This is a genomic window from Paenibacillus solani (assembly GCF_001277345.1).
GTDB classification, from domain to species: Bacteria; Bacillota; Bacilli; order Paenibacillales; family Paenibacillaceae; genus Paenibacillus_AQ; species Paenibacillus_AQ solani.
On sequence record NZ_LIUT01000001.1, the window covers coordinates 283,932 to 302,951 of the forward strand.

A 19,020-nucleotide genomic window follows, 5' to 3' on the forward strand; every position below is an offset into this window, starting at 1 on the left:
TATGGGTGCGTGAAATGGAACTCGCTTATCGGTTAGTTCCTATGAGCGGAGTCGCACCCTTTATGGGTGCGTGGATTGAAATTTTAAATGGTGTATCTGGAAACAACTCCATCACCCGTCGCACCCTTTATGGGTGCGTGGATTGAAATATGATGTATCGAAGCTGCTAGATGGCTTTTCCCGTCGCACCCTTTATGGGTGCGTGGATTGAAATCTCATCGCCATGCCAGATCCGAGAGCCGTTAACCGTCGCACCCTTTATGGGTGCGTGGATTGAAATTTGAATTAACGATGATGATAGCAACGCCACAATAGTCGCACCCTTTATGGGTGCGTGGATTGAAATTCCAGCCATACGCCTTGATCCATGAAGATATCCGTCGCACCCTTTATGGGTGCGTGGATTGAAATATTATGGAATGGCGATAGCAGAGTAGGTTTCGCGTCGCACCCTTTATGGGTGCGTGGATTGAAATGTCATCACAATTATCCTCGGACGTGTGAACGGAGTCGCACCCTTTATGGGTGCGTGGATTGAAATTCCCAGGTCCCGCAGTACTGGTGACTGCTCTGCAGTCGCACCCTTTATGGGTGCGTGGATTGAAATCTCGATGTCAACGCGTGGCAAAAAGACTTTAACGGTCGCACCCTTTATGGGTGCGTGGATTGAAATATTAAGTAATATATGGTAGTCGATAAATGATATATAATGGTCGCACCCTTTATGGGTGCGTGGATTGAAATCAGTCTCCCGTAAAGACGCCAGCGATAAACTCAACGTCGCACCCTTTATGGGTGCGTGGATTGAAATGTAAAGCCGCAGCAGGCATCACAATCAAGAAAGCGTCGCACCCTTTATGGGTGCGTGGATTGAAAATATTTCGAAAACAAATGATAGGGAAAGCAGCGCTGTCGCACCCTTTATAGGTGCGTGGATTGAAATATGTTTGAAGTGGTCTGTTCTCAGAACGTTTTTAGTCGCACCCTTTATGGGTGCGTGGATTGAAATGATAAGATCGGAGCTTCCAAAGATAAAATCGCCCAGGTCGCACCCTTTATGGATGCGTGGATTGAAATTACGCGAACGGCAACCGGGCGCTGTGGTTTGATATCGTCGCACCCTTTACGGGTGCGTGGATTGAAATACAGGAGATGCCGAAGCCCGCAGCGAGGCCGACGTGTTGCACCCTTTATGGGTGCGTGGATTGAAATTTTGGTGGAGTATAACTGATCTCACATGCAATATAGTCGCACCCTTTACGGGTGTGTGGATTGAAATCCAGCGGTGGCTGCACACGTAACCGGGAATGCTCGTCGCACCTTTTACGGATACGTGAACTATCAACACAAATTCAGATAACTTTGTTAAAGGCTATATTTCTGTATTCACATAAACCAAACTCAGGTGATATGGGCTTTGGAAGGGATCTGATAAATACATTCATTTATCATATCTGTAAGATGTTGCTTCAGCGTCTGCGTTGTCATAAGGGAAACTATCCATGCTCAGAAAACGATTAATCTGAGAGGCTTTCAGTGTCTCATCAATCAATTTGTGTCCTTGTTAGCAATGCCAACTAGATCCAATTTGAGGCACGGAAAAGAAGGGACCGAGAAGAAAAAAGATCGGTTTTTAGAGCAAGCTATTGAGGCATTCCGTTCTATTATGGCGACGACTTTGATTAGGCTCAAGTACCCACGTTGAGTGAAACAAAACATATGCAGTATGTATTTCACCCATGCCGATTAACTAGGGTCTAAAAGAGGCAACTGCTCCATTGTCATGTAAATGTGTATTTTTTGCAGGATTAAGCGATTTCATAAATTACATATTGTCGAGAATAAAAGTACGCTTCATAAGCGCATGATAACGGGCAAAGCCCTTATGGATAAAGGGTTACTGCCGTTGTTGTGACAATGCAAAACTTACATATTTACGCTATGCCCTCATGTTGTCTACAATTTTGTTGTAAGCGCTAGCAATAGCGCGGTTGGAAAAGTAATATTCGAAGGTACCATTCTCTTCGTATATTATAAAATCAACCTACAATAATAGAGAAACATCAAGAGGAGGAAATGGGTGTGCGTACAAAACAAAAGAAGGGCATAGCGATATTATTAGCTGCAATAATGGCGCTTACGTTGCTCAGTGGCTGCGGTTCAGCTGCTAACAAAGGTGACGGGGGAACAGAGAAGAATACGAATACAGCTGCCATCAATAAAGAGGGATATCCCATTGTTAATGAACCTTTAACTCTTTCTATCATGGCTCCCGATATGGGGATTCAAAATTGGAAGGACATGCCTGTTATGCAGGAGATGGAGAAGCTAACAGGGATTAAGATCGAATACTTAAATGCACCGCGAGATAGCTTTGACACCAAGAAGAACCTAGTGTTTGCAAGTGGGGATTATCCTGATATTTTCTTCGGGGCTAAATTGACTCAAGCTGAAGAATTGAACTATGGAGGACAAGGTATCCTTCTTCCTCTTGAAGATTTGATTAATGAGTATGCACCTAACATCAAAAAAGTACTAGAGGATCATCCGGATATTCGTAAATCCATTACCGCGCCGGATGGACATATTTATTCTCTGCCTCGGATTGAGTTGTTCCAACCGTGGTATAGAAATCCAATGTGGTATAACAGTAAGCTGTTGAAAGCACTTGATGTGAAGGAAATTCCTGAAACGACAGAAGAATTGTATACGCTATTAAAACGTGTCAGAGACGAGGATCCTAACGGTAACGGTATTAAGGATGAAATTCCTCTTTCCTCATCTAACGGTACAAATAAATTAAGAGATATTCGTACTTGGATCCTTGGAGCTTTTGGGGCAAATGAAGAGGAAATCTATGTTGATGATCAGGAAAAAGTACACTATACACCAATGGAAGAGCCCTACAAGGCTTATCTAGCTTACATGAACAGACTATGGGATGAGAACCTTCTGGATCATGAATCCTTCTCACAAACCGATGATCAGAAGAAAGCGAAAATTAAGAACAATCAAGTGCTGCTGTTCTCTGAGTGGAATGCCTATATGGCTCTGGGGGGAGAACCTAGCACGGAGGATGTAATGTTTAGTCCTGTGAAGAGTGATATGGTTGATACCCCGTCTATCGCTAGAAATAAAGGTTTTGCTACAGGCGCGTTTGCAATCTCCAACAGTAATCCGTCACCAGAAGCATCGATCCGCTGGGTTGATTATATGTATACTGATGAAGGGTCCATGTTGTTTAATAAAGGACCTGAAGGAGTACTGTGGAAGTATACCGATGATAGCAAAACAAAAATTGAATATTTGCCTGTTCCAGATGGAGAAGACAGAGAAGAATATCGTTCGAAGCTAACCCCTAACTATGGAGTAGCAACACCAATGGTAGTGCCTGATGAGCCCTCAAAAAATGAGTTTGACGAATGGGTTGCTAAGGAGTCACAAACCAAGCTGCTTGATCGTGGAGCGAAGGTTCCTTTCCCGGCTCTGTTCCTGACTGCTGAGGAATCCACAGAAGTGACGACATTACGCTCGGATTTGAGTACTTATGTATCACAAATGGAAGCCAAGTTTGTTACAGGCCAGGAATCGTTGGATAATTGGGACAAATATGTAGATACCGTTAAGAAAATGGGCGGAGAACGTTTGGCCGAAGTATATCAAACGGCATATGATCGTTGGAAAAACAGCTAATCTGTTAGAACAGAAGGGGTGTCCGCAGCCGTGTAAATGGTTAGCGGACGCCCCTTCTTTTGCGTACTCTAATAAGAGTAGGATCTGACAATGCCAAACAGCAAGCCTCCATACATCGGAGGCTTGCTGTTGTTAGCGTGCTTATGATTTTATGAGTAACTGCTCGACTATACGAGCCCTTTATCCATAGCTTTGCAAATCAGTGTAGCAAAGAGACTGTTAGACCAAGCAAACCATTCCCGTGAGAAGTCTGAAGGATCGTCAGGATGGAAGCCTTCATGCATATAACCCGTATCCGCATCCGTGTCGATCAAGGTTTGAATCAGTTCCTTGATCTCTTCATCATTGTTGGAAGTAAGCGCCTGCATGGATAGTGCCATATGCCACACATAACCTCCAGGTGTATGCGGACTACCGATACCTTTGGCAAACTTGCCTTCGAAGTAGAACGGGTTATCAAAGCTAAGAGCAAACCGGCGTGTATTTTGATAGATGGGGTCATCTACTCCGGCATAGCCGATATAAGGGATCGTGAGCAGCCCTGGAGTGCCTGCATCATCCATGAGGCAGTAATTGCCGTATCCATCCGTTTCATAGGCATATATTTTGCCGTATTTCGGGTGGTCAACAATACCATAGGTACGGATGCCGAAATCAATTTCCTTGCGAAGCTTCTCCGCACGCTCAGCCAGTCTAGTATCATTGTAGATTTCTTTAGCAATTTCGATGATATGTCCGAGAATCACAACCGCAAACATATTGCCAGGGATATTGTAACCGAATAGATTGGCGTCATCGCTTGGACGGAAGGCAGACCAAGACATCCCTGTGTAATTGACAGGCAGACCACGCCCGTTATTCTGCAAAGTCTCGGTTTCTTGAACCGTTTGTCGGATAAAGTGATAAGGCGATTTCTGTTCATGATGCTGCTCCGTAATCAGCACATTAACGATAGAAGTTAACGCTTGGTAGCAAGAATCTGTGAAGACATCATGTTGTCCCGTCTCTTTCCAGTAGGAATAGAGAAGCTGGACTGGGAAGCAAAGAGAATCTATTTCGTATTTGCGTTCCCACATCCAAGGATTCATATTACAATCGTCCGTGGCTCTGTAATGCTTGTCGTTCGCCGTTTCGTTAAAAGCATTCGTATAGGGGTCGATGTTGATGTAGAACATCTGACGGGCAATTAGGCCGGCAAGAATACGCTGCAAATCTTTATCTTCCTTGGCATAGGGAATGTAATGCCGTACTTGTTCGACCGAATCGCGCAGCCACATCGCCGGGATATCCCCGGTGAATACAAAGGTCGTGCCATCGTCAAGCAGTTTGGTTGTTGTCTCGAGCGTATTAGGGAAACAGTTTCTGAACAACTTTTGGAGCTTGGGACGATGAGCGAGTCGCTCATCGGATTGGCTCAGAAATTCTGAAATGGAAGCTGGTAGATTCATATCAAGTGATCCTCCTCATGATTCAATTCATTTATTTAATGGTTGCAGTGCATACGTGATGATTTGGGCTTTGCCGGCGGAGGATTGCAGTTTACCTTCAGCAAGTTGTTTAAGACCGTGTCTGCGTTCTAATATATCGCTTAAATAGATGTTCTCCACCGGGAAGGAAGGCTCCAGTGTGAGTTCCTCGGATTGATGTGCCAGATTGTACCACCGAATGATCACATCCTCATGCTCTAGTGAGAGTTTAAATGCTGACAAAGCCAGTGAAGGACCCTTCCATTTTGCCACTTGGTACGTAGAAGGCAGGGTTCCTTGCTTAGGCTGCGTTTGGATGTGGAACCATGGAGACTGATACTGATAAGCCTCTGCAAAGGTCATGGATTCAACTACGGTTCCTGCATGCGGATATATGGCAAACTCTACTGTGTGATCGCCGAGACATTGTGCTTCCGGTGTAGGGAACACCCCCCAGTCTCCAAGCTCAGATACGCTGCGCAGTAAGGTAACAGCTATCGTATTAAGCCTGTCGCGCAGCACCTCATACTCGTTAAGACCCTTATTGGCAACGGTAAAACCCGACTTGCCGTCAGATACACTGACAAAAGCATGCTGATGCTGAGCATTGCTCGGATTAATCCACTCAGGTGCCGGAATAATATCGCGCTCCGCTGCCTCGAACACCGAATCCGCATGGTGTGTCTTTGCTTCCAATCCTGTAGGAAATAGGACACGCAGCCTGTGGTCTTTGGCCTGATTGTTAAATGAGGCAGATACCTGAACCCCTTTACCGGACTGCTCTAGGCTAAGTATGGTGACAATTCTAAACGGCAGTGTTTCTTTCGAACGAGCGGCTTGACGTTTACGGAAGGGTACCATTTTGCGCTTTTCCTCTTCGAATAACGCATCGGCTGCAGCAGGTATTTCCCACTCATGTACAATTTCATAACTAATTCGGTAGGGCTCATTTTCGATAAGCGTAATTCGTGCAGGAACACCCTTGGTGGTGATCGCTATATCGCCATCCGGCTGCCTGAATACATATTCATTACCGATATCTCCGCAATCCTCATACCGACCTAGTCCCTCAAAGGTTTGCTGGCTGCGTTTGTCCGTTACATCATAGGAACCGTCCTCATGAATGTGTACGGATATAAACTCATTGGCCATGCCCTGGTCCAGAGCAACAAGGGAGCTTTGAGGAGCTTCTGCGGCCTTGGATGGTGACGGATCCCAGGCGAAAGTTTTGAAACCAAGTGCCGGAACTTGTCCTGCTTCAAAGGTCAGGCGTATTTTACGGGCCATATAAGGTCTGCGGAACTGATCTTTAGGAAGCTCATATCCGAACTGTACACCTAAATCCTCGGCCTTAGCAGCAATGATGCGGCCATTGTCATCTAATAGAGAACCTTCTTCCAAATGAATGGGGAGCTCTGCAAGACGCTCAGCAATCGCCGTAGGATTAGGACCTTCCTTGAAGTAGGATTTGGCGGCGATGAGTTCTACGCTCACCGTACCACTGCGATCCCACCCGGTCATGTTGAAGATGGTCACAGGAAGGCTATCTTTTCCCCAGGCTTCCACATCGGAAGTGTCGATTTGTCCTGCAACGGCCTGCAGGCTCTCCTCAATAATCGCTTCCGTGATATGTCTGCTCTTATCGAAACGATCAACCATTTCACGGTGGACTTCATCTACACTGCAGCCGCAAATGCTGTCATGAGGGTGGTTCTGCATCAGCGTCTTCCAAGCATAGGTTAGCAATTGATGCGGATAGGCCTTGCCACTGACAAGATGAGCAAGAGCAGCAATCGGCTCCGCTCCCTTTTCTAGCAAGGTTTGACCAACCTGATTGAGCTGCTTCAGGTATATGCGTGCGGAAGCCGTATTGACCAATGTCCCCCAGCCGTCCGTATGCTGGCTTCGCAGCTCGCCTTCTACAGTCACCAAATCGGCGGGAAGCTGCTGCTTCAAGGCTTCCATATAGTTTTCGAAGCTTGAATGAACGAAATCAACCTCAGGAAACAATGCTTTAGCTGTGTCTATGGCATCCCCCAGATCTTGTTGAACAGGTTGATGGTCGCAGCCATTCATAAACAGCAATTCTGAAGTTGAGGCGTATTTCCCGGCATCGGCCAGACGTTTGTCCCAGAAGATTTTAGCCTCTTCGGGGTCTACAGGGACCTCGTTTCCGTTACTGTACCAGTTAGCGAACAGCACCCCGACCACTTTTGACCCATCGGGGGAAGTCCAGAACATCTCGGAATAAGGAGACTCATAACTGGAGCTGATCGGATCGATGACCACATTGTCAAACCCAGTAGGTTTTACCCCGCGTCCAAACACAGCGGTATCAATATCAGCCTGCTGCAGCAGCTGAGGTGCCTGACCCATGTTACCGAAGGAATCCGGGAAATATCCCAGTTTAGAGATCACGCCATATTTAGCTGCGTCCTGATGTCCAATAAGCAGGTTGCGGACATTGGCTTCGGAACTGGTCAGAAATTCGTCTTGAAGTACATACCAAGGGCCGATGATAATGCGTCCTTCGGTAATGTACTTTTCAAGCTGCTCTCTTTTTTCAGGATGCACTTGCAAATAGTCTTCAATAATAATCGTTTGTCCATCCAGGTGGAAGTACCGGTAGCGGTCATCTTGTTCCAGGGTTTCAAGCAGGTTATTCATTAATTCTACCAACAGATAGTGATGATGCTCGTAGGGCATGTACCATTCCCGATCCCAATGCGTATGGGAGATCAGGTGAGCCGTTGTACGGGTCATATAAAAAACCTCCTATGATCAAAGACATTCGTATGAAGGTTCACACATCTTGATATAAATCTCAATATGTATCATTTGCACGCCGGAACAGGGGGATAAAAACTACACATCAACCATTCAGGACATCAGCCTGAATTTACATCTCAAAATAATGTAAGCCCTTTTATAACAAGGTGTTGATGCCTTTCCGACTGACAATGCAGATTCTACATATTTACGGTGGCAGGCCCTATTCACTACAATTTTGATTGTAAGCGTTAGCAGCTAGAAAGATAGGCACACAGAGAAAGGAGAGGATATAGGAATATGAAGGACCATGGAAAAGCCACTGTGATGAACAGAAGAAAACTGCGTGGCGATTCGCTGACCGGTAGAATCACAAAAAATTGGGAGTTGTATCTATTTATTGCTCCGGCATTTTTATACTTCCTTATATTTCATTACGGGCCGATGTACGGAATTCAAATTGCGTTCAAAAATTTCATTCCGACGAAAGGGATCATGGGAAGTGAATGGGTAGGATTTGAACATTTCGAGCGTTTTTTTAATTCCTATTATTTCTGGGATTTACTATGGAATACGCTAAGTCTCAGTTTTTACGAACTTGCTATAGGCTTCCCGCTTCCTATTCTATTGGCACTTGCTTTTAATGAAGTGAGGAACGGTGCCTTCAAAAAGACAGTACAAACGATTACCTATGCCCCACATTTTATTTCCATCGTTGTTATGTCAGGAATGATTATCACATTCTTATCGCCTTCTACAGGGATGATTGTCAAAATGATTGAACTCGTGGGCATGGAGGCTCCAGCCTTTTTGACGGATCCTCGTTGGTTCAAGACCGTGTATGTATTATCCGGTGTATGGCAAAGTACGGGATGGGGAACGATTATTTATCTCGCAGCGCTATCAGGTGTGGACCCTCAGCTGCATGAAGCAGCTATTATGGACGGAGCGAGCCGATTTAAACGTGTCCTGTATATCAATCTGCCCACGATCATCCCGACCATTACGATTCTATTGATACTGAATGTAGGCAATATTCTGGGAGTAGGCTACGAGAAGGTTCTCTTGTTGCAAAATCCACTGAATATGGATTCGGCAGATGTGATTTCAACATTTGTATACCGTACGGGTCTAGTGAGTGCACAATACAGCTTCTCCACAGCTGTTGGCTTGTTCAACTCGGTTATTAATGCCCTTATGCTCATTACGGTGAATAGAATTGCCAAACGCACAAGTGATACAAGTTTATGGTAAGAGGAAAGGAAGGAGGACCGCGATATGGTTGTGAAGGCAATTAAAGAATCCAAGACGGATAAGCTATTTCTTATCGCAAACTATATTTATTTGATAATAGCCTTTGTTATCGTTCTTTATCCGATCGTCTATATTATTAGTGCATCTATAAGTGATCCCGCCTATGTGAGCTCCGGTAAAATGTGGTTGTTCCCCAAGGGATTCACATTGAATGGTTATAAGCTGGTATTTGAGAATCCAAAAATTTGGACGGGTTATGGGAATACGATCCTCTATACTTTTTTGGGTACGATGCTCAACTTAGTGATTACCTTGCCGGCGGCTTATGCCCTTAGCCGATCGGATTTTGTTGGACGTAAGTTCTTTATGGGGATGTTCCTGGTGACGATGTTCTTTAACGGCGGACTCATTCCGACTTATTTAGTGGTCAAAGATTTAGGGCTGATTAACACGATGGGAGCCCTCATCCTGCCTGTGGCCGCATCCGTGTATAACATTATCGTCGCTAGAACGTTCTTTCAATCCAGTATTCCAAAAGAGCTCCAAGAGGCTGCTTATATCGACGGGTGTACGAATATTAAGCTGTTCCTGCGTATTGTGTTACCATTATCCTCGCCTATCATAGCCGTTATGGCTTTATTCTATGGAGTGAGTCACTGGAACAGTTATTTCCCGGCTTTAATTTATCTCAATGATGAAGTGAAATATCCTCTGCAAATGGTTCTGAGACAAATCTTGGTTCTTCAAGAAATGACAACAGAGACAACAGGCTCGGGTGTGAGTGGAGATATTGCTAAAGCTATGAATGATAAGGCTGAAATTGCATCGCTAGTCAAATATGCCGTTATTATCGTTTCGACACTGCCCATCATCGCCGTGTACCCATTCTTGCAGCGTTATTTTGTACAAGGCGTTATGATTGGGTCCGTGAAGGGCTAACGATTTTGAGATTTGAGTTTGTTCTTAGCGTATTCTTGAAAAAAATATCAGGAGGCACATCATGAAAATTACAAGGCATCCCAATAACCCGATCGTAGTCCCTGGAGGCTATGAGTGGCGTAAAGTAACGGTATTTAATCCAGCTGTCATTATAGATAACGATAAATTTTACATGATCGAAAGAACCGCTGGCTCGCTTACTCCATGTAAGAATTTTCTGGGCTTGCTGGAGAGTGAAGATGGGGTCAACTTTACCCATGTCAAGGATGAGCCCATTGTGACTCCGGATATGCTGGGCTTTCCATACGGGAGTGTGCAGGACCCGCGGATTGTGAAAATAGACGACATCTTTTATATGAACTACGCATTGCGCCCTTGTGCGATGAGCTATTACCCTACAGGAGCAGGTGTGCCGGAACGTTCGATCCCTACGTATCCAGACGGGTGGGGGGAAGAAGAGGGTCATTGGTTAACTCGTTCTTCTATCCTTAAATCCACGAACCTGATTGATTGGGAGTTTGTAGCCGATACAACTCCACTTGATATCAATGACCGGGACAATATTTTGTTCCCTGAGAAGATCAATGGTAAATTTGTGCTGCTGCGTCGTCCGGAGGAGTACATAGGGGAAGCCTATGGTACGGAGAAGGCTGCCATGTGGATTACTTACTCAGAGGATTTGATCCATTGGGAGGAGCCGAAGCTATTGGCTAAGGCCGAGAATCTATCATGGGAATCGAGAAAGATTGGGGGATCAACGCCGCCGATCAGAACGGATAAGGGTTGGCTGGTGTTATACCATGGGGTAGACGAGGATATTGTATACCGGGTTGGAGCCATGTTATTAGATCTGGAGAACCCAGAGAAGATTATCGCAAGGACGAGAAACTTCATCATGGAACCAGAAACCTATTATGAGAAATTCGGTTATCAAATTCCGAATGTCGTATTCCCTACAGGAAATGTTGTGAAGGATGGATTACTATACATCTACTACGGGGTTACGGATACGGCGATTGCTCTTGCAACCGTTCCGTTGGATGAGCTGGTAGAATATATACTGAACGAACCGCAAGTATAATAAAAGCGAAGCAACCAAAAAAGCTTGAATCCCCGCGCACGAGGCGACGAGGATTCAAGCTTTTATTCGTTCTCTTGCGAAGCTGAGATCTCAGCGGCTTTCAGCTTGCGATATTGCCCAGGCGTATAACCTGTTTCTTTCTTGAACTTCCGGATAAAGTTCGGGGCATCCAAATACCCCACACTTTCAATGATTTCTTTAAGAGGAGCATCGGTATTAACAAGCAGCCGAATTACTTCCTCCATTCGTCTATGCCAAATGTATTGAGAGAAATTACAGCCCATTTTCTCTTTGAAGCTGCGGCTAAGATACGAAAGAGAGACGGAATATTTAAGGGCGACATGCTCCAGGCTGAGTGTATAGTCAGCATATTTGAGATCCACATAGGCCACAATGTTATCTATTAATGAAGGCTGTTCGGTCTCCGTGTTAAGCTGCACCTGCTGACAGATAAGTGCTGTCATGGAGGTCAATTTGCTCTCCAGTTCTCCAAGGGTTTCAAAGTTGGAGTAGCTTGTGATGTTCGTAAACACTTCGTTTACTCCAAGCTCGGCCGCTGTACGGATCAGGGAGTTCAGAAGATCAAAGCTTATACACCGAAGCAAGGATATCGGTAGCGATTCATCTTTAATCGTATCTATGATACTCGAGATCATTTGATCCGCTACGGATTCATTGCCTTGCTTTAGGCTCTGTTCCAGCTTCAGGATGGATTTCTTTGGAATCCAGAATGTTTCTGCCGTTGACAAGGTGATCTCGGATAAATGCTCAAAGTAGGTGACACGACCGCTGGATCCCACCATACGGTTTTCCATTGCGGTTGCTGCCTCTATGAAGGACTGGTTGATTCCGGCAAGATCACGATACACGGTTCCTACGCCGATGTATGGAATGATCTGAAAATTGTCAGTAACCATCATTTGAATGGTATCAATGATCTGCTCCATTTGCGTCTGAATATAAGCGTCATCCACTGCCGGCATCGAGACCATAAGCGCGAACTGGTCGGTAGATGAGAACTCCACTCCGTAGACATACGTATTTAACTCCGGGAGTTCAAGCTCACCAAGCAACTCTTGCATGTGATGGCGAACTTTCCTGGACTCGTCACCCTCCAGCGGTTCATCCCAAGCTAATTTAACGGAGAAGTATTGTCCTGGCCCATGAGGGTACTCAAGTCCAGCATTCGCGATCATGTGCTCAATTTCCGGGTCATCAGGCTTACCATGCCTGAACAAGAGTAAGAGACATTGGTTTCGGACAAAAGGCTCCTGAGTATCAATTGTCGTGCTGTAATTATGAATGGTCTGTTTGATCCAATCCCACTCGTTACGCGTTTTGGAAGTATCGATGTCTGTGCTTTTCAACTTGGTAAATTCAATTAAGTCCCTGATCGGGTGATATTGTCGTTTGGCTAAGAACATAGCTGCGACAATGCCTGTTAATACCGCAATACAAAACACCATAAAAATAAGGGTCTGGATATGGGCTACTCTACTGAAAAATTGATAGCTAGGCATCGTGATTACATAGGTCCAGTTATTCCAGGTTGATTTGACGGAAACAACAGAGTGCTGCTCTCCATCCAGATCCATGCTATGTATACCCGGCTCGAGCGAGGATAAGGTGCTAAGCACTTCTTTGTTCGAGCTTACTCCACGATTGTTGGAGGTAAGGACCTCGCCATCTTGATTGAAAATGTAGCTGCTGCCTGAGAAATCACTAAGAATCGAGTCCATGACACCCATCAGCTTGGCTTCACTCATCAAATACACCACAGTCCCGGTTGGAAAAGGGTCATTAGGTTTAATAGGAACGAGAAACGTAAGCAGAGGTTCCTTCCGAGAGTTAACGGTTACATTTTCAGCTGGGCGCATGATCGGCTGAGTAGATTCATTCAGATCACGGAATATAGCTTCTTTGTTCCAATTCTCGTAGTGATACATGTCGCCGAATACGACGTCCAGATCACTTAATCCACGGTAAGAATAAATGATATTATCATCGTGATAATATAAAAATAAATCCTCAATTATGCTGCTGTTTGCCTTGTAACTGGCCAAAGTATTGATCGCCTCAAGACTATAGTACGGATTACGAACCATATAAGGCGTGAGATGTTGGTCGTAGGCTATTTTATTTGCGATTTCCTGTAGTTCGCTCATGCGGTCATCAATTGTCATTTTTACTTGATTAAGCTGATTGACATTGGACTGTTCGATTTCAGATCGCAGGCTCGTGACTGCGTTTTCATAAATGAACATTGTGACGACGGTTAAAGGAATGAGGAATATTAGGATGTAGGAAAAAGTATATTTGAGGAGTAATTTCGACTTGAATTGGTTTCCGAACATTCGGACCTTGGACCTAAAAGATGTCTTGAACGTAAGCTTTGCCACGAATATGTTCCCTCCACTAAAGTGTGTCAACCCTAATTGATATAAGGTAACATGACCGTTTACCTATTATCTATTAAATTAATCTCCCTGTAAAGGTAGGCAGATAGGCTAGTCTTGGCTTCAAATGAAGCATACAACACTGCCGCTCTATGAATGGCATTTTTGATAAATGTGATATTTCACCAAAATGTTGCTATTGTTATATTTTTGATCCAAAATATGGTATACATTGAGAATGTTTTAGTGGAGGTTGTTTGAGCTGCTTAACTGCAAAGAACCGACCCCCTGTACAGGGAGACCGGTTCTTTTTTACAACGGTAGATAAGTTCTTTCTACTATTATACAACCTAACCCAATCAACCTCATGAATGATTCAATCGTTCATACAGAAAATCAACCAAATGCTGCACTTCCATGGCTTCGCCGCAGCCGTGCTTTTCTACGCCCAGCTTCATCTGCATCAGGCATCCCGGATTGCTGGTCAGAAGGTACCTGGCTCCAGTTGCGTTCACGTTTTCCATCTTGTGTTCCAGAATCTGACTGGCCATCTCCGGCTGGGTCACATTGTATATACCTGCCGAGCCGCAGCAGCGGTCCGCTTCCTTCATCTCCTGGAAGGTAACATTGGCTACCTGGCTTATGAGCTGTCTGGGTTCTGTCCCGCTGCGCATGACATTTCGTAGATGGCATGAATCCTGGTAGGTCACAACAACAGGTTCGGATGATGAAGACGCGCCATCTCTGAAGGCAGGTATTCTGCCGTGTTCCACCAGCAGCTTGCTGATATCCACGACACGGCTTGCAAACCAGGCGGACTGTTCCTTCCAAGCTTCATCCTCATGAAGCAGGTGGTCATATTCCACCAAGAGGGCGCCGCAGCCGCCTGCATTGGATACGATATAATCCACGTTCATCTCCTTGAATACCCTCACATTAATTCTCGCAAGATCTCTGGCGAGATCCAGTTCCCCGCTATGGGCATGCAGAGCACCGCAGCAGACCTGCTCTGGAGGAATGACAACCTCGAAGCCCGCTTCAGCCAGCAGCTTGACGGTATTGACGTTCGTGCCAGCGAACATGACATCCATGATGCAGCCCCTGAATAGAGCGACACGCGCAATCGGAGTCCCCTTCGCAGGGTAGACGGTTCCCAGCTGTTCGATTACGCCTTGAGCGGTAGCATCGGGTAAAATCCGCTCCATATCCTGCAGATGCTTGGGGAAAAGCTTCATCATCCCTGATCCTCTAGCCACCCGCCGCAGCCCTGATTGTTGATAAAATTTCATCGTTCTGCCCAGTGACTTCAGACGGCTGCGATGAGGGAAGACACCCTTGAAGAAGAGCTTGCGCATCCCCTTCACAGGGAGCGAATGCACCGGATGATCCTCAAGCGCGTCTCTCGCCTGCTCGATCAACTGACCGTATTTGACATCTGCCGGACATACCGGCTCGCAGGCTCTGCAGCCGAGGCAATGATTCATCTGGTCGCGGAACATGTCATCCGGCTCCATGAGCCCGTCGGCCACAGCCTTCATCAAGGCGATGCGTCCGCGAGGAGACTCCGGCTCTACGCCGGTTTCCCTGAACGTAGGGCAGGCCGGGAGGCAAAAGCCACAGCGCATGCAGTTGGTTAGTTGATCATAATCGAGCTTCTCCAGTAAGGCGTGTGCCAAGGGATTTGTGTGATTGATCTGGGGTTTCTTACCTGTATTCACCTTGCTAGCCATGCTGTAACACCACCCTTTTCCGCGTTTCCTTCGCAAACACCTTGCCCGGATTTAATATATGGTCTGGATCGAATACATCCTTGATTCCTTTCATGAGAGAAATGCCGGAGGCTCCGACTTTCCACTCAAGGTACGGTGCCTTTACGATGCCCACCCCGTGCTCGCCGGTGATGGTACCGCCCAGTTCCAGGGCTGCCGCAAAAATGTCTTCGAAGGCTTGCTCCACCCTGTGGATTTCTTCCGGGTCCCGTGCATCGGTTGTTGCTGTAGGATGCAGATTGCCGTCTCCGGCATGGCCGAAGGTAGCAATCGTAACATTGTATTTGGTCGCAATTTCGTTGATGCGAAGCACCATATCGGCAATTTTGGAGCGGGGAACGGTGGCATCTTCTAGTATGGTTGTCGGTCGAAGCCGGGCCAGCGCAGTAAAGGCGCTTCTTCTTGCCGTCAGCAGCCGCTCCGCTTCTTCGCGAGTAGCTGCTACTTGTACGCTATCTGCTTGTTCGCGCATGCAGATTTGCCGAATTAACTCGATATCCCTTTCCACGGTTTCCGGATCGCCGTCCTGCTCGATCAGCAGGATGGCCTCCATGTCCAGAGGAAGCCCGAGTTTGGCAAAATCATCGACGACACGAATCGTCGGATTATCCATGAATTCAAGCGTCGCCGGAATGATCTTCGCTTCGATGATTGCAGATACGGTACGTGCAGCTCCATATAGATCTCGAAACATGGCGAGCATCGTCATTTTGCTCTGCGGCGGGGGAATCAGCTTCAAGGTTGCCTCGGTGATGACCGCCAGCGTGCCTTCGGACCCAACCAGCAGCTTGGTTAGATCATATCCGGCCACGTCTTTCATCAGCTTGCCGCCGGTGCGAATGATCTCGCCGCTGGCCAGCACGGCTTCCAGGCCGAGTACATAGTCCTTGGTTGTGCCGTATTTCAGACCTCGCAGCCCGCCCGAGCATTCGGCGATATTGCCGCCGATTGTGGAGATGCGCATGCTGCTCGGATCTGGGGGATAGAAGAGGCCCAAGGCCTCAATGTGATTTATAAAATCAGCGGTGATCAGACCGGGTTGGACTCTAGCCGTCAAATTTTCCATATCCAGCTCCAGTATCTGATTCATCCGGTGCATCACCATGACGACCCCGCCTTCAACCGGAACGGTACCGCCGCATAAATTGGAGCCGGACCCTCTGGATATCAGCGGCACTTTGTACGTGGATAACGCCTTCATAATCGCGGAAACCTGCTCGGTGTTAGCCGGGTAGACTACAGCATCCGGCTTAGCTTGCAGCATAGGGGTTCCGTCATAGGAATGGGCGATAAGTGCTTCTGGATCATCCCGAAAGTGGGTATCCCCTACGATGTCACGAAGCTGTGCGATGAGAGCCGGTTCTAACATATTCGAAATCCCTCCTAATTGATCAGGTCATCTGATGACTTTTGTTTTATTATATGACATGATTATAGTAATGAATAGTACAAAAATAGAAGCAGGAGGCAAGTGGACCATGCGAACGATCAAAGTGGAGCACCAGAAAGGGCACGAAATCGTGGGGGAGCATCTTCTTCAGCAAATCCGGGAAGGACATCTGGAGCCAGGCCAGAAACTGCCTTCCGTTGTCGAATTAGCTGCTGCATACGGCGTAGGAAGATCCACGATCCGCGAGGCGGTAAGTGCCCTTAAGGCCATGGGATGGGTTGATGTACGCCAAGGAGGCGGTACCTACGTGAAGTCCGTGCTTCCAAGTGAGCCCCGAAGCGGAGCAGACTTGCTGTTTCAGGGAGCAGAATCTCTGGTTGAACTGCTTGAAGTCCGCAAGGTGTTGGAATCGGGTGCAGCATCCCTGGCGGCTGAACGCCGAACGGAGCAGGATCTGGAACGTATGCGAGATGCCCTCTCGCTCATGGAGCATGGGCTGAATGTAAACGATACCGCGGAAGGCGAACGTGCAGATGTCGCTTTTCATATGGCTATAGCGGCTGCATCGGGCAACTCGCTCCTCATTCAGATGATGGAGTCACTGTCCGACCGTTTAAATGCATCCATACAGAAAAGCCGGGAGTTATGGTTCTATAAGGAACAATCCACTGCTTCCCGGTTATTAAAGGAGCACCAAGCGATATTTGCAGCCATTGAGCAGCAGGATAAAGAATTAGCAGGCGCCGGAATCGCTGCCCATCTGACCAAGGTTGAGCAGGTGCTTCGGGCGGCATTGGAGAAGGAAAGCGGTAGCGGGAGAGATTGAGACTTAGCGACTATCAAACTAAAAAAGGGTTAGGCAGTGGGCATATGCGCCCCTTCTGCTTAACCCTTTTGTTAATATCACCATTATCCATATAAATACGACTTCACATCCGGTCCGATATAGGCTCGCCATATGATCAGATTGTAAGGATCGTCCCAATCGATATTTTGCGGCTCCTCGAACATGCGGTGCAGGCGATTGTTGTTGAAGATAATAGAGCCGCGTTGATCAAAAGCCACCCCGTCTACCCATAGCATCCGATCGTCGGACAGCAGTTTGTTGAATGTGCGTGTGCAGGGATCGTAGCAGCCGATGCCCTTGCCTTCGAGCATGGTATAGAATACATGGCCTTTATTGTCGGCATGCATGCCATCAGTTGTTGTTCCTTTGCTGCCCAGGACCTGCACGGAATCCCGGATGACAGAATCGGGGATATTGAAATTCCGCAGCAGCCTCGTATGGATGGCGTACAGATTGCGTCCCGTAACCTGGCAGTAGAAAAGCGTTTCGCGATCTGGGGAGAGAGCAATACCATCTGCTCCGACACGAATCGGTTTGTCGCGGTAAACCGGTTCGATGTCAATCTCAAACCGGAAGCGGGGCACGTCCTGCGTACTGTAATGGCTGTCCAGGACACGCCGGAATGTTCTTGTGCGCATATGGTACACAATGATTCCGCCATACAGCGTATGGTCCGGCCAGCCTGAACCTGAATCGGTGATATAGGCATAGCCGTTTCGGTTATCCACCACGATGTCGTTTAGAAACGACGTTCGGGGCGGGGCGATATCGTCCGGTATGATAATGGAATCGATCAGGCGGTTGGTGTCCAAATCCCAAATGATTAGCTTTTGCGACTCTTCGGGAGATGGGTTATAAGCGATTTTTCCTTGATCCAGAATCCACATCCGGTTATGTTCATCAATCTCATAACCGAGGACGGATTGGAGTGCTCGCACATCCCCCGGCCTGTTCCACTCCCAGTTTGGAAAAGCATCCAGTACTGGTTTACCATTCACTATGACGATGGTATTCATTGTAGCCGGAACACCCTCAGTCCAGCGCGGAACTGACACATAGAAGCGGCCCTGCCGATCCACTTTGACGCCTGCGGGCATGCAGTGCTTCCAGGCCTCACGCTCCTCGAACCGCTGCTTCATGGCAGGATGCGGGAAGTTCCAATCCAGACGGTTCCAATGGAACAACATTTGGTATGGGCTTGCGGGCGTTCTGACGTTATGTTTGAACGGAAGGAGAGCGGCTTGCCGCGCTTGGCCCTCCAGGAAATGATAAGGTATATCCATATAAACATGACCTCCGATACATGTTCGGTTCATCCGGCGGGTCAGCTCCTGTCAAACATGCGACTGAGCTCCTCTGAGTTAGTTATATGCCCAGAGAGACGGAATGGAACAAGAACTATGTGCGGAGGTCATT

The 19,020-nt window shown here is 47.0% G+C and carries 11 protein-coding genes and 1 CRISPR repeat array; of the genes, 5 read left to right on the top strand and 6 right to left on the bottom strand.

The genetic code is table 11. The features are described from left to right. Positions 1-50 precede the first annotated feature (50 nt). Positions 51-1,279: a CRISPR direct-repeat array (repeat unit 32 nt; unit sequence GTCGCACCCTTTATGGGTGCGTGGATTGAAAT). 797 nt (positions 1,280-2,076) lie between these two features. Beyond that, positions 2,077-3,693: an extracellular solute-binding protein gene (locus tag AM231_RS01285; protein WP_054400963.1), complete on the top strand. Its 1,617-nt coding sequence runs from the start codon at positions 2,077-2,079 to the stop codon at positions 3,691-3,693. 167 nt (positions 3,694-3,860) lie between these two features. Here the strand turns inward: AM231_RS01285 and AM231_RS01290 are convergent, their stop codons facing one another. Both AM231_RS01290 and AM231_RS01295 read right to left on the bottom strand, forming a co-directional pair. Further along, positions 3,861-5,141, bottom strand: coding sequence for a glycoside hydrolase family 125 protein (locus AM231_RS01290; RefSeq protein ID WP_054400964.1), 1,281 nt, complete (start codon positions 5,139-5,141; stop codon positions 3,861-3,863). Between the two features lie 27 nt (positions 5,142-5,168). Continuing rightward, on the bottom strand, positions 5,169-7,922 hold the full coding sequence (locus AM231_RS01295; protein ID WP_054400965.1) for an alpha-mannosidase: 2,754 nt from the start codon (positions 7,920-7,922) through the stop codon (positions 5,169-5,171). A gap of 333 nt (positions 7,923-8,255) precedes the next feature. On the opposite strand from AM231_RS01295, the gene AM231_RS01300 reads away from it, so the two are divergent. From AM231_RS01300 to AM231_RS01310, 3 genes are all read left to right on the top strand, one after another. Then, on the top strand, positions 8,256-9,182 hold the full coding sequence (locus AM231_RS01300; RefSeq protein ID WP_242615041.1) for an ABC transporter permease: 927 nt from the start codon (positions 8,256-8,258) through the stop codon (positions 9,180-9,182). 24 nt (positions 9,183-9,206) lie between these two features. After that, positions 9,207-10,121, top strand: coding sequence for a carbohydrate ABC transporter permease (locus AM231_RS01305; RefSeq protein WP_053489684.1), 915 nt, complete (start codon positions 9,207-9,209; stop codon positions 10,119-10,121). A 61-nt stretch (positions 10,122-10,182) separates the two neighbouring features. Continuing rightward, the gene (locus AM231_RS01310) at positions 10,183-11,202 is read left to right on the top strand and encodes a glycoside hydrolase family 130 protein (RefSeq protein WP_054400967.1); all 1,020 of its coding nucleotides are present in this window, start codon (positions 10,183-10,185) and stop codon (positions 11,200-11,202) included. A 62-nt stretch (positions 11,203-11,264) separates the two neighbouring features. Here the strand turns inward: AM231_RS01310 and AM231_RS01315 are convergent, their stop codons facing one another. From AM231_RS01315 to AM231_RS01325, 3 genes are all read right to left on the bottom strand, one after another. Continuing rightward, positions 11,265-13,367 (bottom strand): helix-turn-helix domain-containing protein, encoded by a 2,103-nt coding sequence (locus AM231_RS01315; protein ID WP_341271597.1) that lies wholly within the window; start codon positions 13,365-13,367, stop codon positions 11,265-11,267. 596 nt (positions 13,368-13,963) lie between these two features. Continuing rightward, the gene (locus tag AM231_RS01320; RefSeq protein ID WP_054400968.1) at positions 13,964-15,328 is read right to left on the bottom strand and encodes a (Fe-S)-binding protein; all 1,365 of its coding nucleotides are present in this window, start codon (positions 15,326-15,328) and stop codon (positions 13,964-13,966) included. After that, positions 15,321-16,736: an FAD-linked oxidase C-terminal domain-containing protein gene (locus tag AM231_RS01325; protein ID WP_054400969.1), complete on the bottom strand. Its 1,416-nt coding sequence runs from the start codon at positions 16,734-16,736 to the stop codon at positions 15,321-15,323. Before AM231_RS01325 ends, AM231_RS01320 begins: the two co-directional genes overlap by 8 nt. A 109-nt stretch (positions 16,737-16,845) precedes the next feature. Here AM231_RS01325 and AM231_RS01330 point away from each other — a divergent pair, with 109 nt between their 5' ends. Then, positions 16,846-17,583: a FadR/GntR family transcriptional regulator gene (locus AM231_RS01330; RefSeq protein WP_054400970.1), complete on the top strand. Its 738-nt coding sequence runs from the start codon at positions 16,846-16,848 to the stop codon at positions 17,581-17,583. Between the two features lie 83 nt (positions 17,584-17,666). Here AM231_RS01330 and AM231_RS01335 read toward each other — a convergent pair whose 3' ends face one another. After that, positions 17,667-18,887 (bottom strand): L-dopachrome tautomerase-related protein, encoded by a 1,221-nt coding sequence (locus tag AM231_RS01335; RefSeq protein WP_054403507.1) that lies wholly within the window; start codon positions 18,885-18,887, stop codon positions 17,667-17,669. Between the last annotated feature and the right edge of the window lie 133 nt (positions 18,888-19,020).

Coding starts and splice junctions, on each gene's coding strand:
- AM231_RS01335 (WP_054403507.1), bottom strand. CDS start 18,887: ATGGATATACCTTATCATTTCCTGGAGGGCCAAGCGCGGCAAGCCGCT.
- AM231_RS01290 (WP_054400964.1), bottom strand. CDS start 5,141: ATGAATCTACCAGCTTCCATTTCAGAATTTCTGAGCCAATCCGATGAG.
- AM231_RS01310 (WP_054400967.1), top strand. CDS start 10,183: ATGAAAATTACAAGGCATCCCAATAACCCGATCGTAGTCCCTGGAGGC.
- AM231_RS01315 (WP_341271597.1), bottom strand. CDS start 13,367: ATGAGCGAACTACAGGAAATCGCAAATAAAATAGCCTACGACCAACAT.
- AM231_RS01320 (WP_054400968.1), bottom strand. CDS start 15,328: ATGGCTAGCAAGGTGAATACAGGTAAGAAACCCCAGATCAATCACACA.
- AM231_RS01300 (WP_242615041.1), top strand. CDS start 8,256: ATGAACAGAAGAAAACTGCGTGGCGATTCGCTGACCGGTAGAATCACA.
- AM231_RS01330 (WP_054400970.1), top strand. CDS start 16,846: ATGCGAACGATCAAAGTGGAGCACCAGAAAGGGCACGAAATCGTGGGG.
- AM231_RS01305 (WP_053489684.1), top strand. CDS start 9,207: ATGGTTGTGAAGGCAATTAAAGAATCCAAGACGGATAAGCTATTTCTT.
- AM231_RS01295 (WP_054400965.1), bottom strand. CDS start 7,922: ATGACCCGTACAACGGCTCACCTGATCTCCCATACGCATTGGGATCGG.
- AM231_RS01285 (WP_054400963.1), top strand. CDS start 2,077: ATGGGTGTGCGTACAAAACAAAAGAAGGGCATAGCGATATTATTAGCT.
- AM231_RS01325 (WP_054400969.1), bottom strand. CDS start 16,736: ATGTTAGAACCGGCTCTCATCGCACAGCTTCGTGACATCGTAGGGGAT.